Raw genomic sequence first — 15040 nt, forward strand, 5'->3', positions numbered from 1 at the left:
CAGCCCCGGCTCGGACCGCGGCGACGTGGAGAAGGACGACGACTGACCACCTCCCGCGGGTCATCCGCCGATGGTGTCCTTCTCGGCCAGCTCGGGCGTCGTCACCAGGACGACTTGCTGACGCCCGGCAGCTCGCCGGCGTGCGCCATCTCCCGCAGGCAGATCCGGCACAGGCCGAACTTGCGGAAGACCGCGTGCGGGCGACCGCAGCGCTGGCAGCGGGTGTAGCCGCGGACCGCGAACTTGGGCTTGCGGGCCGCCTTGTTGATCAGAGCCTTCTTGGCCATCTCGACTTCTCCTCGCCCGCGGTCAGCGGGTCGTGTTGACGACAGGCCGGCCGGCGAAGGGGAAGCCGAGCAGCGTGAGCAGCTCGCGGCCCTCCTCGTCGGTGGTGGCGGTGGTCACCAGGGTGATGTCCATGCCGCGCGGCCGGTCGATCTTGTCGACGTCGATCTCGCGGAACATCGACTGCTCGGTCAGGCCGAACGTGTAGTTGCCGTGGCCGTCGAACTGCTTGGGGTTCAGGCCGCGGAAGTCGCGGATGCGGGGCAGCGCCAGGGCCAGCAGGCGGTCCAGGAACTCCCACATGCGGTCGCCGCGGAGGGTCACCTTCGCGCCGATCGGCATGCCCTCGCGCAGCTTGAACTGCGCGATGGACTTGCGGGCCCGGACGACGGCCGGCTTCTGCCCGGTGATGGCGGTGAGGTCGCGGACCGCGCCGTCCATCAGCTTGGCGTCACGGGTGGCCTCGCCGACGCCCATGTTGACCACGATCTTGACCAGACCGGGGATCTGCATGACGTTGCTGTAGCCGAACTCGCTCTGCAGGGCCGGCGCGATCTCCGCGCGGTAGTGGGCCAGCAGGCGGGGCAGCTCACGGGTGGGTGCGCTCATGGTGATCAGAGGTCCTTACCGGTGCGCCGCGAGACCCGGATGCTGCGGCCTTCCTCGTCCTTGCGGTAGCCGACCCGGGTCGGCTTGTCCTCGGAGTCGACGACCATCACGTTGCTCACGTGGATGGCGGCCTCCTGCGTGACGATGCCGCCCGACTGGGCACCGCGCTGCGTCTGGCTGACGCGGGTGTGCTTCTTCACCCGGCCGACGCCCTCGACGAGCACCTTCTGGGTCTTGGGGAAGGCCGCGATGACGCGACCCTTCGCACCCTTGTCCTTGCCGGACAGGATGACGACCTGGTCGCCCTTCTTGACCTTCATCGACGGGGTCTTCTCCGCCATGATCACAGCACCTCCGGAGCGAGCGAGATGATCCGCATGAAGCGCTTGTCGCGGAGCTCGCGGCCGACGGGGCCGAAGATGCGCGTGCCGCGCGGGTCGCCGCTGTCGCGGATGATGACCGCGGCGTTCTCGTCGAAGCGGATGTAGGAGCCGTCCGGACGACGACGCTCCTTCACCGTGCGGACGACGACGGCCTTGACCACGTCGCCCTTCTTCACGCCGGCGCCGGGCAGCGCGTCCTTCACGGTGGCGACGATGACGTCACCGATGCCCGCGTAGCGACGCCCCGAGCCACCGAGCACGCGGATGCACAAGATCTCCTTGGCACCGGTGTTGTCGGCGACCCGCAGACGCGACTCCTGCTGGATCACTTCCTGCTCCTCGATTCGTGGTGACAGCCGGGCCGGATCGGTGAACCGGCTGTCCGGTTCCCACACACGGACAGCCGGTGGCGTGCGCCACCGGCCGTCCGTGCGAGAGTCCCGGGATCCGGCGCGCGATCGTCGACCATGTCGACCCGGCGCGCCGGTGGTCCAGAGTACCTGGTCCGTGGAGGAAGGCCTACTTGGCCTTCTCGACCACGGTCACCAGCCGCCACCGCTTGGTGGCGGAGGTGGGCCGGGTCTCCATGATCTGGACACGGTCGCCGATGCCGGCGGTGTTCTGCTCGTCGTGCGCCTTCAGCTTGCTGGTGCGACGGATGACCTTGCCGTAGAGACCGTGCTTCACGCGGTCCTCGACCTCGACGACGATGGTCTTGTCCATCTTGTCGCTGACGACCAGGCCCTCGCGGACCTTGCGGTCGGCGCGGGCCTTCGCGACGCCGCTGGTGGTCTCGCTCATGCCACACCCTCGTTCGGGGCGACCGAGAGGCCCAGCTCGCGCTCGCGCATGATCGTGTAGATCCGGGCGATGTCACGGCGGACGGTCTGCAGTCGCCGGTTGTTGTCCAGCTGGCCGGTGGCCACCTGGAACCGCAGGTTGAACAGTTCCTCGCGCGACTCGCGCAGCCGGGTGGCCAGCTCGTCGGCAGACAGCTCGCGCAGCTCGGGCGCGGTCAGTCCGGCGGCCATCACACTTCTCCTTCACGCGTGATGAAGCGGCACTTCATGGGGAGCTTGTGGATCGCGCGGCGCATGGCCTCGCGGGCCACCGGCTCGGCGACACCGGAGAGCTCGAACATGATGCGGCCCGGCTTCACGTTGGCCACCCACCACTCCGGCGAGCCCTTGCCGGAACCCATGCGGGTCTCGGCCGGCTTCTTCGTCAGCGGACGGTCCGGGTAGATCGAGATCCAGACCTTGCCGCCACGCTTGATGTGGCGGGTCATGGCGATACGGGCGGACTCGATCTGGCGGTTGGTCACGTACGCCGGCTCGAGGGCCTGGATGGCGTAGTCACCGAAGTTGATCGCGGTGCCGCCCTTGGCCCGGCCGCCACGGTCCGGGTGGTGCTGCTTGCGGTGCTTGACCCGGCGGGGGATCAGCATGGTCAGGCCTCCGTGTTCTCGGTGGCGGCCGCCTCGGAGGCAGCGGTGCCCTCGGCACCCGCAGCCGCGGCGACGGTCTGCTCGACGGGGACGTCGCCCGAGCTGACGGCCACGGTGTCCTGCGCGGGAGCGGTGTCCTGCACGGGGCCGGTGCCCTCGGCGGCGGCGCGGCCGGCCTCGGTCCCGCCGGCGGTGGTGCCGGTGGAGCCCGAACGACGCGGCGGCCGCTGGTTGCGGTCACGACGGTCGCGACGCTGGGCGAGGGCCTCGAGGGCCTCCCGCTCGGCACGCGAGCCGCTGACGTCACCCTTGTAGATCCACACCTTCACGCCGATGCGGCCGAAGGTCGTGCGGGCCTCGTAGATGCCGTAGTCGATGTTGGCGCGCAGCGTGTGCAGCGGCACACGACCCTCGCGGTAGAACTCCGACCGGCTCATCTCGGTGCCGCCCAGGCGACCGGAGCACTGCACCCGGATGCCCTTGACCTGCGGGCTGCGCTGGGCCGACTGCATGGCCTTGCGCATAGCGCGGCGGAAGCTGACGCGGCTGGACAGCTGCTCGGCCACGCCCTGGGCGACCAGCTGCGCGTCCGACTCGGGGTTCTTGACCTCGAGGATGTTCAGCTGCACCTGCTTGCCGGTGAGCTTCTCCAGCTCACCGCGGATGCGGTCGGCCTCCGCGCCGCGACGGCCGATGACGATGCCCGGCCGGGCGGTGTGGATGTCGACGCGGACGCGGTCGCGGGTGCGCTCGATCTCCACCTTGGAGATGCCGGCCCGCTCCATGCCTTTGCTCATGAGCTTGCGGATGGCCACGTCTTCCTTGACGTAGTCCTTGTACAGCTTGTCGGCGTACCACCGGGACTTGTAGTCGGTGGTGATGCCGAGCCGGAACCCGTGCGGGTTGACCTTCTGACCCACTAGCGGGTCCCTCCCCTCGTGTTGTTGCTCTGCTGGGTGGCCGGGCCGGACTGACCGGTGTCCCGACGTGCCTTGCGCGACCGCTGCGCGAGCTCCGCGCTGCTGGTCACCTCGCTCACCTCGACGGTGATGTGGCTGGTCCGCTTGTTGATGCGGAACGCGCGGCCCTGCGCACGCGGACGGATCCGCTTCAGCGTCGGGCCCTCGTCGACGTAGGCGGCGCTGACGACCAGCGCGGCCGGGTCGAGCCGCAGGTTGTGCTCGGCGTTGGCCACCGCGCTGGCGACGACCTTGGCCACCGGCTCGCTGGCCGTCTGCGGCGCGAACCGCAGCAGCGCCAGGGCCTCATCGGTCGGCAGGTAGCGGATCAGGTCCACCACCCGGCGTGCCTTCATGGGGGTGACGCGGACGAACCGGGCCGTGGCCCGGGCGACCGGCGTCTCCTGTCCCAACTGGGAAGTCATGTGACTGTCTCTTCTCTACCTGGTCAGCCGCGCCGCGACCGGCGGTCGTCCTTGACGTGCCCACGGAAGGTGCGGGTGGGCGCGAACTCGCCGAGCTTGTGCCCGACCATCGCCTCGGTGACGAACACCGGGACGTGCTTGCGGCCGTCGTGCACGGCGATCGTGTGCCCGAGCATGTCGGGGATGATCGTCGAGCGCCGCGACCAGGTGCGGATGACGTTCTTGGTGCCCTTGTCGTTCTGCGCGTCCACCTTGGCGAGCAGGTGGTCGTCGACGAACGGGCCCTTCTTGAGGCTGCGTGGCATGTCTGTCGGACTCCTCTACCCGCTCAGCGCTTCTTGTTGGTGCGACGGCGACGGACGATCATGGCGTCGCTGGCCTTGCGCTTGCGCGTGCGGCCCTCGGGCTTGCCCTTCGGGTTGACCGGGTGGCGACCACCGGAGGTCTTGCCCTCACCACCACCGTGCGGGTGGTCGACCGGGTTCATGGCGACACCGCGGACGGTGGGGCGCTTGCCCTTCCACCGCATGCGGCCGGCCTTGCCCCAGTTGATGTTCGACTGCTCGGCGTTGCCGACCTCGCCGACCGTCGCGCGGCAGCGGACGTCGACGTTGCGGATCTCGCCGGACGGCATGCGCAGCTGCGCGAACCGACCCTCGCGGGCGACCAGTTGCACGCTGGTGCCGGCCGAGCGGGCGATCTTCGCGCCGCCACCGGGCCGCAGCTCGATCGCGTGCACGACCGTGCCGACGGGGATGTTGCGCAGCGGCAGGTTGTTGCCGGGCTTGATGTCGGCGGCGGGACCGCACTCCACCGTGTCGCCCTGCTGCAGCCGGGCCGGCGCGATGATGTAGCGCTTCTCACCGTCGGCGAAGTGCAGCAGCGCGATCCGCGAGGTGCGGTTCGGGTCGTACTCGATGTGCGCGACCTTGGCCGGCACACCGTCCTTGTCGGCGCGGCGGAAGTCGATCACCCGGTAGGCGCGCTTGTGCCCGCCGCCCTGGTGCCGGGCCGTGACGCGCCCGTGGACGTTGCGCCCGCCACGACCGTGCAGCGGCCGCACCAGCGACTTCTCGGGGTGGTCGCGGGTGACCTCGGCGAAGTCGGCGACCGACGAGCCGCGGCGACCCGGCGTCGTCGGCTTGTACTTACGGATGGCCATGGTTCCTCAGAGTCCTCTGATCCGGTCAGGTGGTCCGGGCGCCTCAGGCGCCCGGGCCCCCGAAGAGCTCGATGCGGTCGCCGGGGGCCACGGAGACGATGGCGCGCTTGGTGTCCTTGCGCTTCCCCATGACAGCGCCACGCGAGCGCTTCCTCTTCCCCTGCCGGTTGATCGTGTTCACAGCGGTGACCTTCACGTTGAAGATCTGCTGGACAGCGATCTTGATCTGCGTCTTGTTGGCGTCCGGCCGGACGATGAACGTGTACTTGTTCTCGTCCAGGAGGCCGTAGCTCTTCTCCGAGATGACCGGGGACAGCAGGACGTCCCGGGGGTCGCGGACGCTCACGCCTGCTCCTCAGTGGTGTCGGTGACGGTCTCGGCGTCGGCCTGGGCGGCCTCGGCCGGGGTGGTCACGTCGGCGGCGGCCACCTTGCGGGGCGCCCGCTGGCGCGGGGCCTTCTCGGCCACCTCGTCGACCGTGCTCTCGCCCAGGTCGAGGTCGGTGGTGCCCTCACCCTCGATGGAGGGGATGGCGCCCGGGATGTCCGGCGTGGTCAGGTCGGGCAGCTCGAGCGAGCTGGCCCGGCCGGTGGCGCCCTTGGCGGGGCCGGCCACGAACTCGGCCAGCGCGGCCTCGGTGAAGACGACCTCGTCGGAGACGAGGACGTCGTAGGTGTTCAGCTGACCGGCCTCGAGCAGGTGCACGCGGGGCTCGTTGCGCAGGCTGATCCAGTTGAGGACGTCCTCGCGGTCGAGGACGACCAGCACGCGCTTGGCCGAGGTGAGGGCGTCGAGCACCTTGCGGGCGGCCTTGGTCGAGGGCTTGTCGCCGTCGACGAACGCCGTCACCACGTGCACGCGGTCCTCGCGCGCCCGGTCGGAGAGGGCACCGCGCAGGGCGGCGGCCTTCATCTTCTTGGGCGTCTTCTGCTCGTAGTTCCGCGGCTGCGGGCCGTGGACGGTGCCACCGCCGGCGAACTGCGGAGCGCGGATCGAGCCCTGGCGGGCGCGGCCGGTGCCCTTCTGGCGGTAGGGCTTGACGCCACCACCGCGCACCTCGCCGCGCGTCTTGGTCGAGTGCGTGCCCTGGCGGGCCGCGGCCAGCTGGGCCACGACGACCTGGTGCAGCAGCGAGACGTTGGCCGGCGCATCGAAGAGCTCGCCGGGCAGCGTGACGCTGCCGGAGGTCTCCCCCGCCGGGGTGCGGACGTCGACCTGGCGGTCGGCGCGCTCACTGGTGGATGCGGTCACTTCGCGTCACTCCCCACGGGGCCGCCCTTGACGGCGGAGCGGACGAGCAGCAGCCCGCCACGCGGGCCGGGGACGGCGCCCTTGATCAGCACGAGGCCCTTGTCGGCGTCGACCGCGTGCACCTTCAGCGACAGCGTGGTCGTGGTGACCGCGCCCATGCGCCCGGCCATGCGCAGGCCCTTGAAGACCCGGCCGGGGGTGGCGCAGCCACCGATGGAGCCCGGCGAACGGTGCTTGCGCTGCACGCCGTGCCCGGCGCCCAGGCCCTTGAACCCGTGACGCTTCATGACACCTGCGGTGCCCTTGCCCTTGCTCGTGCCGATGACGTCGACCTTGGCCACGTCCGAGAGGACCTCGGCCGTCAGCTCCTGGCCGACCTCGTACTGACCGGCGTCCTCGGTGCGCAGCTCGACCAGGTGCCGGCGCGGAGTGACGCCCGCCTTGGCGAAGTGCCCACCCTCGGGCCGGTTCACCTTGCGGGGGTCGATCTCGCCGAAGCCGAGCTGGACGGCCGAGTAGCCGTCGCGCTCGGGGGTGCGCACCTGCGTCACCACGCACGGGCCCGCCTTGACGACGGTCACCGGCACGATGCGGTTGTTCTCGTCGAAGACCTGGGTCATCCCCAGCTTCTCGCCGAGGAGACCACGGAATGTGCTCGCCATGTCTGGGACAGCCCTTACTGGATGTTGACGTCGACCGAGGCCGGCAGGTCGATGCGCATGAGCGCGTCGACCGTCTTCGGCGTCGGGTCGAGGATGTCGATGAGCCGCTTGTGCGTACGCATCTCGAAGTGCTCGCGCGAGTCCTTGTACTTGTGCGGCGAGCGGATGACGCAGTACACGTTCTTCTCCGTCGGCAGCGGCACCGGGCCGACGACGCGCGCTCCGGTCTTCGTCACCGTGTCCACGATGCGCCGCGCCGAGGCATCGATGGCCTCGTGGTCGTAGGCCTTCAGCCGGATGCGGATCTTCTGTCCCGCCATCGCCCTTTTTGCTCCTGCCGATCGGTTGTGAAAGTTCAGTGGGTCCGTTGACCCGGGATGGGTCTCCCGACCCAGGGACGGGCGGCGGCCGGAGACGGCCGCCGCCCGTCAGGGTGTCACTTGATGATCTTGGTGACCCGGCCAGCGCCAACAGTACGGCCACCCTCACGGATGGCGAACCGCAGGCCCTCCTCCATGGCGATGGGCTGGATCAGCTCGACGGTCATCTCGGTGTTGTCACCGGGCATGACCATCTCGGTGCCCGCCGGCAGCGTCACGACGCCGGTCACGTCCGTGGTCCGGAAGTAGAACTGCGGGCGGTAGTTGTTGAAGAACGGCGTGTGCCGGCCACCCTCGTCCTTCGAGAGGATGTAGACCGAACCCTCGAAGTTGGTGTGCGGGGTGATCGAGCCCGGCTTCACGATGACCTGGCCGCGCTCGACGTCCTCGCGCTTGACACCGCGGAGCAGCAGGCCCACGTTGTCGCCGGCCTGGCCCTGGTCGAGCAGCTTGCGGAACATCTCGACGCCGGTGACCGTGGTCTTGGTCGAGCCGGGGCGGATGCCGACGATCTCGATCTCCTCGGAGACCTTGACGATGCCGCGCTCCACGCGACCGGTCACCACGGTACCGCGGCCGGTGATGGTGAAGACGTCCTCGACGGGCATGAGGAACGGCTTGTCGATGTCGCGCTGCGGCTCCGGGATGGCGGTGTCGACAGCGTTCATGAGCTCCATGAGCTTGTCGCCCCACTCGGCGTCGCCCTCGAGGGCCTTCAGCGCCGAGACGCGGACCACGGGGACGTCGTCGCCCGGGAACTCGTACTCGCTGAGCAGCTCGCGGACCTCGAGCTCGACGAGCTCCAGGATCTCCTCGTCGTCCACCATGTCGGCCTTGTTCAGGGCCACCACGATGTAGGGGACGCCGACCTGGCGGGCCAGGAGGACGTGCTCCTTGGTCTGCGGCATCGGGCCGTCGGTCGCCGCGACCACCAGGATGGCGCCGTCCATCTGCGCCGCACCGGTGATCATGTTCTTGATGTAGTCGGCGTGACCGGGGCAGTCGACGTGCGCGTAGTGCCGGTTCTCGGTCTGGTACTCGACGTGCGCGATCGAGATCGTGATGCCGCGGGCCTTCTCCTCGGGCGCCTTGTCGATCTGGTCGAAGGCGGACGCCTCGTTGAGGTCCGGGTACTTGTCGTGCAGCACCTTGGTGATCGCCGCGGTCAGCGTCGTCTTGCCGTGGTCGATGTGCCCGATGGTGCCGATGTTGACGTGCGGCTTGGTCCGCTCGAACTTGGCCTTGGCCACTGGGTTCCTCTCTCCGTGTTTCGCAGTCGTGCGCGTGTCTGGGGGTGGGCAGTGCTCGGGGACGGCGGGCCGGCAGGCCCGCCGTCCGGTTACTCGCCGGTCGCCTTGGCGATGATCTCCTTGGCGACGTTGGCCGGGACCTCGGCGTACGAGTCGAACACCATGGTGTAACTCGCCCGTCCCTGGGTGCGGCTGCGCAGGTCGCCCACGTAGCCGAACATCTCCGACAGCGGGACCAGGGCCCGGACGACGCGGGCGCCGGAGCGCTCCTCCATCGCCTGGATGGTGCCGCGGCGGGAGTTCAGGTCGCCGATGACGTCACCCATGTAGTCCTCGGGCGTGACGACCTCGACGGCCATGAGCGGCTCGAGCAGGGCCGGGCTGGCCTTGCGCGCGGCCTCCTTGAAGACCATCGAGCCGGCGATCTTGAAGGCCATCTCCGAGGAGTCGACCTCGTGGTACTGGCCGTCGATGAGGGTCGCCTTGACGCCCACCATCGGGTAGCCGGCGAGGATGCCGTACTGCATGGCGTCCTGCATGCCCGCGTCGACCGACGGGATGTACTCCCGCGGGATGCGGCCACCGGTGACGGCGTTGACGAACTCGTAGGTCGGGCCGTCGGCCGTGACCTCGAGGGGCTCGATCGTGACCTGCACCTTGGCGAACTGGCCGGACCCACCGGTCTGCTTCTTGTGGGTGTAGTCGACCTTCTCTGCCGCCTTGCGGATCGTCTCGCGGTAGGCGACCTGCGGCTTGCCGACGTTCGCCTCGACGCGGAACTCGCGGCGCATGCGGTCGACCAGGATCTCCAGGTGGAGCTCGCCCATACCGGAGATGACGGTCTGGCCGGTCTCCTCGTCCAGGCGGACCTGGAAGGTCGGGTCCTCCTCGGCGAGCTTCTGGATCGCCGTGCCCAGCTTCTCCTGGTCGCCCTTGGTCTTCGGCTCGATGGCAACCGAGATGACCGGGGCCGGGAAGGTCATCGACTCCAGGATGACCGGCTTCTGCGGGTCGCAGAGGGTCTCACCGGTGGTCGTCTGCTTCAGGCCGTTGACGGCGACGATCTCACCGGCGCCGACGCCGGCACGCTCCTCACGCTTGTTCGCGTGCATCTGGTAGATCTTGCCGATGCGCTCCTTGCGGTCCTTGGTGCTGTTCAGGACCGGGGAGCCGGCGTCGATCTTGCCGGAGTAGACGCGCACGTAGGTGAGCTTGCCGAGGTGCTGGTCGGTCTGGATCTTGAAGGCCAGCGCCGAGAACGGCTCGTCCTCGTCGGCGTGCCGCAGGACCTCGGTCTCGCCGTCGAGGGCGGTGCCCACGATGGCCTCGATGTCCAGCGGGCTGGGCAGGTAGTCGACGACCGCGTCGAGCAGGGGCTGCACGCCCTTGTTCTTGAAGGCGGTGCCGGTCAGGACCGGGTTGATCTGCGCGGCGATGGTGGCCTTGCGGATCGCGGCCTTGAGGCGCTCGACGGAGATCTCCTCGCCACCGAGGTAGGTCTCCATGAGCTCGTCGTCGGTCTCGGCGACGGTCTCGAGCAGCTTCTCGCGGTACTCCGCGGCCTGGTCGGCCAACTCGGCGGGGATCTCCTCGATGGCGTAGTCCTCGCCCATCTTGGTCTCACCGCGCCAGGTCAGCGCCCGCATGCCGACCAGGTCGACGACGCCGATGAAGTCGGCCTCGGCACCGATCGGCAGCTGCAGCACGGCGGGGTTGGCGCCCAGCCGCTCGACCATCATGTCGACGCAGCGGAAGAAGTCGGCACCGGTGCGGTCGAGCTTGTTGACGAAGCACATGCGCGGGACGCTGTACTTCTCCGCCTGCCGCCAGACCTGCTCGGTCTGCGGCTCGACGCCGGCGACACCGTCGTAGACCGCGACCGCACCGTCGAGCACCCGCAGCGACCGCTCCACCTCGACGGTGAAGTCGACGTGCCCGGGGGTGTCGATGATGTTGATGTCGTGGCCGTTCCAGGTGCACTTCGTCGCGGCCGACGTGATGGTGATGCCGCGCTCCTGCTCCTGCTCCATCCAGTCCATCGTGGCCGCGCCGTCGTGGACTTCACCGATCTTGTAGTTGATACCGGTGTAGAAGAGGATGCGCTCGGTCGTCGTCGTCTTGCCGGCGTCGATGTGCGCCATGATCCCGATGTTGCGGGTCGTGGCGAGGTTGGCCTTGTCAGCCATGTCAGTAGCTCCTCTTTGTCCCGATCTGGACGCGGCCCCCGGAGTTCGCCCGGGGTGCCGGTGGTTCGCGGCTGGTGGGGTTCGCCCACCAGCCGCGATGCGTCACCAGCGGTAGTGCGCGAAGGCCTTGTTCGACTCGGCCATCTTGTGGGTGTCCTCGCGCCGCTTCACAGCAGCGCCGAGACCGTTGCTCGCGTCGAGCAGCTCGTTCATCAGACGCTCGGTCATCGTCTTCTCGCGGCGCGCCCGGCTGTACTGGATGAGCCAGCGCAGGCCGAGGGTCGTGCTGCGGGAGGCGCGGACCTCGATCGGCACCTGGTAGGTCGCACCACCGACGCGGCGGCTGCGGACCTCGAGAGCCGGCTTGACGTTGTCCAGCGCCCGCTTGAGCGTGACCACCGGGTCGGTGTCGTTCTTGGCGCGAGCGCCCTCGAGGGCGCCGTAGACGATCGCCTCGGCGACCGAGCGCTTGCCGTCGACCAGGACCTTGTTGATCAGCTGGGTGACCAGCGGCGACTGGTAGACCGGGTCGGCGACGAGCGGACGACGGGGAGCGGGACCCTTGCGGGGCATGTCAGCTCTTCTCCTTCTTCGCGCCGTACCGGCTGCGAGCCTGCTTGCGGTTGCGGACACCCTGGGTGTCCAGCGAGCCGCGGATGATCTTGTACCGGACGCCGGGGAGGTCCTTCACACGGCCGCCGCGCACGAGCACCATCGAGTGCTCCTGCAGGTTGTGGCCGACGCCCGGGATGTAGGCCGTCACCTCGATGCCACTGGTGAGGCGGACGCGAGCGACCTTGCGCAGCGCCGAGTTCGGCTTCTTCGGCGTCGTCGTGTAGACGCGCGTGCACACGCCGCGGCGCTGAGGGGAACCCTTCAACGCCGGGGTCTTGGTCTTCTCGACCTTGTCCTCGCGGCCCTTGCGGACCAGCTGCTGGATCGTGGGCATGGGTGGCCTTGATCTCCTGCCTGCGCTGGGTCGTGCTGTGGATGTGGTGCGTGCTCGTGTGCGCCCGGTGAGCCGGCCCTGAGTCTGCACGTGCTGCACTGTCCGGCCCCCGCGTTCGGGCGTGTCGCCCGTCGCAGGACCCGGCCAGTCGTTCGTACCGGACTCGTCGCCCCGCGCGACCCGGCACCGCCGTCCCCCACCTGACTGGTGGGGACGACCCCCGGCGACCAGCGGCGCGAGGCCACCGGGCACCTGAGTGCACCGCGAACGGGAGCAAGGGCCCAGGTCTCCCTGGGCACGGCTGACCACGATACCCGGGCATGTCGACCCGGTCAAAGCCGGGTCCCGATGCCTGCGCGGACACCGCGTCGTCCGTCTCATCCAGGGCCAACCTGCGCGGTGCGCAGGTCATTCCCCGGGTGACGACGGTCGCTACGCCGGTGCCCGGCCCCTGCGAGGAGCGACGACCCGGCGGCGGCCACAGCGGGTGCGGTGTCGCAGGGCGTGCACCCCGGGCGGAGGCCGGCCGGGTACTACCGCCGGTCAATCTACCGCCCCGGCCCCCCGGCGGTCACGCCCGACGGCCCGCGTGCCGCCCGGACCCCGCGCGGAAGGGCCGTTGTCGGACCCCGGCCCTACGGTCGGGGCACGTCCCGCGCCGACCCAGGAGGCCCCGTGCTCCCCGACTCCGCCCGCGAGCTCAAGGCCCGGCTGTCCTCCCGGCTGTCCGAGGCGCCGCCGGGGACGCGCACGCCGCGGGCGCAGGACCTGCCCGGTCGCTGGAGCGGCATCTCGCTCGGCCTGGCCCCCGTGGGCGGCGGCCAGGTGCACCTGGCCATCCGGGTGCTGGACCGGGCGGACGCCGACCTGGTGCTCGGCGGGCTGGACGACGTCACCCGTGGCGAGGTCGACGTCCGGGTCATCGGTCCGGTGCGGCCGCTGTCCTCCCCCACGCCCGACGACCTGCAGCGGCGGGTGCGCCCGCTGCGCCCCGGGCTGTCGGTCGGCCACCCCGACGTCACCGCCGGCACGCTCGGCGGGTTCGTCCGGCGGCCCGGTGAGCCCGGGCTGCTCGTGCTGTCGAACGACCACGTGCTGGCCGACAGCGACGCGGCGACCGTGGGCGACCCGGTGCTGCAGCCGGGGGTGGCCGACGGCGGCACCGCCGCCGACCGGATCGGCACGCTCGTGGCCTTCGTCCCGCTCGCCCCGGAGCCGGGCGCGCTGGTCGACGCCGCGGTGGCGGCGCTGGACGAGGGCGTGGCCGCCGACCCGACCGCCTACCCCGGCGGTGCGCTGCTGGGCACGGTGGTCGCCGCGGACGACGTCGACCCCGAGCAGCAGGTCGAGAAGCTGGGCCGCACGACCGGGCACACCCGCGGCCGGATCACGGCCGTCGAGGTCGACGGCGTGGGGGTCCAGTACGACGACGGGGTGCACACGTTCGACGACCAGGTGGAGATCGAGGGCCTGACCGGTGCCTTCAGCGCCGGCGGCGACAGCGGCTCGGTCATCTGGCGCAGCGCCGACCGCGCGCCGCTGGGGCTGCTGTTCGCCGGCTCGGACCAGGGCGGCTCGGCCGGCGGCGGGGTGACCTTCGCCAACCCGCTGGCCACCGTGCTCGCCGCGCTGGCGGTGGAGTGGGTCGCCGGCTGAGGGGGTGCGTGCGCCCGGGAGCCCGGGCACTGGGCAGACGGCGCCGGCCGGGGCACCATGGGGCTGTGACCGACCGGGCCTCCGCGCGTGCCGCCAAGTCGGCGCTGGCCGACCGCATCGCGGCGGATCCCGGCGTCGCAGGCATCGGGCTGGCCCGGTCCGGCGGCGAGTACGTGGTGCGCGTCGACCTCACCGACGCCGGGGCCGGCGCCCGGGTGCCCCGGGACGTCGACGGCGTCCGGGTGGTCACGCACGTCATCGGCGTCGTCCGCCCGCTGTAGCCGCCGCTGACGGCCTCCGGACCCCCGCGCGTCCGTCCGGGTGACCCGGCTCCGTTAGCGTCCGAGGCGCGGCGCCGACGAGGGCACCGCGGACGCCTGGGAGGGCGCGTGCGGATCGGGATGCAGGCCAGTTACGCCGGGGACTTCCACCAGACCGCGGCGGAGGTGCGCGACCTCGAGTCGGCCGGCCTCGACGTCGTGCTGTGCGCCGAGGTCTACACCTTCGACGCGGTCAGCCAGCTGGGGTACCTGGCCGCGGTGACCGAGCGGGTCGAGCTGATGAGCGCGATCCTGCCGATCTACAGCCGGACACCGGCGCTCATCGCGATGACCGCCGCCGGGCTGGACCTGGTCTCCGGGGGCCGGTTCACCCTGGGGCTGGGCGCCTCCGGGCCACAGGTCGTCGAGGGCTGGCACGGCGTCCCCTACGACGCCCCGCTGCAGCGCACCCGGGAGGTCGTGGAGATCTGCCGGCAGGTCTGGCGCCGCGACCGGCTGGTGCACGACGGCCCGAAGTACACCGTGCCGTTGCCCCCGGACCAGGGCACGGGTCTCGGCAAGCCGCTGAAGCTGATCAACACGCCGGTGCGGGAGCGGGTGCCGGTGCTGCTGGCCGCGCTCGGCCCGAAGAACGTCGAGCTGGCCGCGGAGATCGCCGAGAAGTGGGAGCCGATCTTCTTCCTCCCCGAGCGGGCCGCCGACGTCTGGGGCGCGCCGCTCGCCGCCGGCCGGGCCAAGCGGGACCCGGCGCTGGGCGAGCTGGACGTGGTGGCCGGCGTCCCGGTGGCGATCGGCGAGGACGTCGACCACCTGGTCGACGCCGTCCGCCCGGCCCTCGCGCTGTACGTGGGCGGGATGGGGGCCAGGGGCCGCAACTTCTACAACGACCTCGCCCGCCGCTACGGGTTCGAGGCCGAGGCGGAGACCGTGCAGGAGCTCTACCTGGCCGGCCGCAAGGAGGAGGCGGCCGCCGCGGTCCCCGACGACCTGGTGCGCCTCACCTCGCTCATCGGCCCGGAGTCGTACGTGGCCGAGCGGATCGCCGCCTTCGCCGAGGCCGGCGTGACCACGCTGACCCTGCAGCCCCTCGACGACACCCGCGAGGGCCGGCTGCGCACCGTGGAGACCATGCGCCGGCTGTGCTGATGGTCGGCC

21 protein-coding genes and 1 pseudogene are annotated in these 15040 nt (G+C 70.7%); 3 read left to right on the plus strand and 19 right to left on the minus strand.

The window, feature by feature from the left end; all coding sequences use genetic code 11:
• Window positions 1-101: 101 nt before the first annotated feature.
• From AB0J00_RS00005 to rpsL, 19 genes and pseudogenes are all read right to left on the minus strand, one after another.
• The gene (locus AB0J00_RS00005; protein WP_113838243.1) at window positions 102-287 is read right to left on the minus strand and encodes a type Z 30S ribosomal protein S14; all 186 of its coding nucleotides are present in this window, start codon (window positions 285-287) and stop codon (window positions 102-104) included.
• A gap of 22 nt (window positions 288-309) precedes the next feature.
• Window positions 310-894, minus strand: a complete 585-nt coding sequence (rplE, locus tag AB0J00_RS00010; RefSeq protein ID WP_357738328.1) for a 50S ribosomal protein L5 — start codon at window positions 892-894, stop codon at window positions 310-312.
• Window positions 895-899: 5 nt separating this feature from the next.
• Complete coding sequence (gene rplX, locus AB0J00_RS00015; protein ID WP_357740098.1) at window positions 900-1214, minus strand: 50S ribosomal protein L24; 315 nt, start codon at window positions 1212-1214, stop codon at window positions 900-902.
• A gap of 23 nt (window positions 1215-1237) precedes the next feature.
• Window positions 1238-1606: a 50S ribosomal protein L14 gene (gene rplN, locus AB0J00_RS00020; RefSeq protein ID WP_029433456.1), complete on the minus strand. Its 369-nt coding sequence runs from the start codon at window positions 1604-1606 to the stop codon at window positions 1238-1240.
• A 190-nt stretch (window positions 1607-1796) separates the two neighbouring features.
• A complete protein-coding gene (gene rpsQ / locus AB0J00_RS00025) occupies window positions 1797-2078 on the minus strand; it encodes a 30S ribosomal protein S17 (RefSeq protein WP_357738332.1) in 282 nt (93 codons plus the stop codon).
• Window positions 2075-2308: a 50S ribosomal protein L29 gene (gene rpmC / locus AB0J00_RS00030; RefSeq protein WP_014742850.1), complete on the minus strand. Its 234-nt coding sequence runs from the start codon at window positions 2306-2308 to the stop codon at window positions 2075-2077. Before rpmC ends, rpsQ begins: the two co-directional genes overlap by 4 nt.
• Window positions 2308-2724: a 50S ribosomal protein L16 gene (gene rplP / locus AB0J00_RS00035; RefSeq protein ID WP_357738335.1), complete on the minus strand. Its 417-nt coding sequence runs from the start codon at window positions 2722-2724 to the stop codon at window positions 2308-2310. Before rplP ends, rpmC begins: the two co-directional genes overlap by 1 nt.
• 2 nt (window positions 2725-2726) lie before the next feature.
• Window positions 2727-3644, minus strand: coding sequence for a 30S ribosomal protein S3 (rpsC, locus tag AB0J00_RS00040; protein WP_357738338.1), 918 nt, complete (start codon window positions 3642-3644; stop codon window positions 2727-2729).
• Window positions 3645-3754: 110 nt separating this feature from the next.
• Window positions 3755-4108: pseudogene (rplV, locus tag AB0J00_RS00045) on the minus strand (50S ribosomal protein L22); the annotation flags it as partial.
• 23 nt (window positions 4109-4131) lie between these two features.
• Complete coding sequence (gene rpsS, locus AB0J00_RS00050; protein ID WP_153359827.1) at window positions 4132-4413, minus strand: 30S ribosomal protein S19; 282 nt, start codon at window positions 4411-4413, stop codon at window positions 4132-4134.
• A gap of 23 nt (window positions 4414-4436) precedes the next feature.
• Window positions 4437-5270, minus strand: a complete 834-nt coding sequence (rplB, locus tag AB0J00_RS00055; RefSeq protein ID WP_357738341.1) for a 50S ribosomal protein L2 — start codon at window positions 5268-5270, stop codon at window positions 4437-4439.
• A 43-nt stretch (window positions 5271-5313) separates the two neighbouring features.
• The gene (gene rplW / locus AB0J00_RS00060) at window positions 5314-5616 is read right to left on the minus strand and encodes a 50S ribosomal protein L23 (RefSeq protein WP_357738344.1); all 303 of its coding nucleotides are present in this window, start codon (window positions 5614-5616) and stop codon (window positions 5314-5316) included.
• Window positions 5613-6521, minus strand: a complete 909-nt coding sequence (gene rplD, locus AB0J00_RS00065) for a 50S ribosomal protein L4 (protein WP_357738347.1) — start codon at window positions 6519-6521, stop codon at window positions 5613-5615. The genes rplW and rplD overlap by 4 nt, the downstream gene beginning before the upstream one ends.
• The gene (gene rplC, locus AB0J00_RS00070; protein ID WP_357738350.1) at window positions 6518-7183 is read right to left on the minus strand and encodes a 50S ribosomal protein L3; all 666 of its coding nucleotides are present in this window, start codon (window positions 7181-7183) and stop codon (window positions 6518-6520) included. Before rplC ends, rplD begins: the two co-directional genes overlap by 4 nt.
• Window positions 7184-7197: 14 nt before the next feature.
• Complete coding sequence (gene rpsJ / locus AB0J00_RS00075) at window positions 7198-7503, minus strand: 30S ribosomal protein S10 (RefSeq protein WP_014742859.1); 306 nt, start codon at window positions 7501-7503, stop codon at window positions 7198-7200.
• A gap of 116 nt (window positions 7504-7619) precedes the next feature.
• Complete coding sequence (tuf, locus tag AB0J00_RS00080) at window positions 7620-8813, minus strand: elongation factor Tu (RefSeq protein ID WP_357738356.1); 1194 nt, start codon at window positions 8811-8813, stop codon at window positions 7620-7622.
• An 89-nt stretch (window positions 8814-8902) separates the two neighbouring features.
• Window positions 8903-10999 (minus strand): elongation factor G, encoded by a 2097-nt coding sequence (gene fusA, locus AB0J00_RS00085; protein WP_357738359.1) that lies wholly within the window; start codon window positions 10997-10999, stop codon window positions 8903-8905.
• 102 nt (window positions 11000-11101) lie between these two features.
• Window positions 11102-11572: a 30S ribosomal protein S7 gene (rpsG, locus tag AB0J00_RS00090; protein WP_357738362.1), complete on the minus strand. Its 471-nt coding sequence runs from the start codon at window positions 11570-11572 to the stop codon at window positions 11102-11104.
• Between the two features lies 1 nt (window position 11573).
• Window positions 11574-11948 (minus strand): 30S ribosomal protein S12, encoded by a 375-nt coding sequence (rpsL, locus tag AB0J00_RS00095; protein WP_153359811.1) that lies wholly within the window; start codon window positions 11946-11948, stop codon window positions 11574-11576.
• Window positions 11949-12623: 675 nt separating this feature from the next.
• Here rpsL and AB0J00_RS00100 point away from each other — a divergent pair.
• The 3 genes from AB0J00_RS00100 (at window position 12624) to AB0J00_RS00110 (ending at window position 15031) form a co-directional block, all read left to right on the plus strand.
• Window positions 12624-13604 (plus strand): hypothetical protein, encoded by a 981-nt coding sequence (locus AB0J00_RS00100; protein WP_357738365.1) that lies wholly within the window; start codon window positions 12624-12626, stop codon window positions 13602-13604.
• 65 nt (window positions 13605-13669) lie between these two features.
• Window positions 13670-13885 (plus strand): hypothetical protein, encoded by a 216-nt coding sequence (locus AB0J00_RS00105; RefSeq protein ID WP_357738367.1) that lies wholly within the window; start codon window positions 13670-13672, stop codon window positions 13883-13885.
• Window positions 13886-13993: 108 nt separating this feature from the next.
• On the plus strand, window positions 13994-15031 hold the full coding sequence (locus AB0J00_RS00110) for an LLM class F420-dependent oxidoreductase (RefSeq protein WP_357738370.1): 1038 nt from the start codon (window positions 13994-13996) through the stop codon (window positions 15029-15031).
• The last annotated feature ends 9 nt before the right edge of the window (window positions 15032-15040 follow it).

Origin of the sequence: Modestobacter sp. NPDC049651, from assembly GCF_040659695.1 — a bacterium.
Taxonomy (GTDB): Bacteria; Actinomycetota; Actinomycetes; order Mycobacteriales; family Geodermatophilaceae; genus Modestobacter.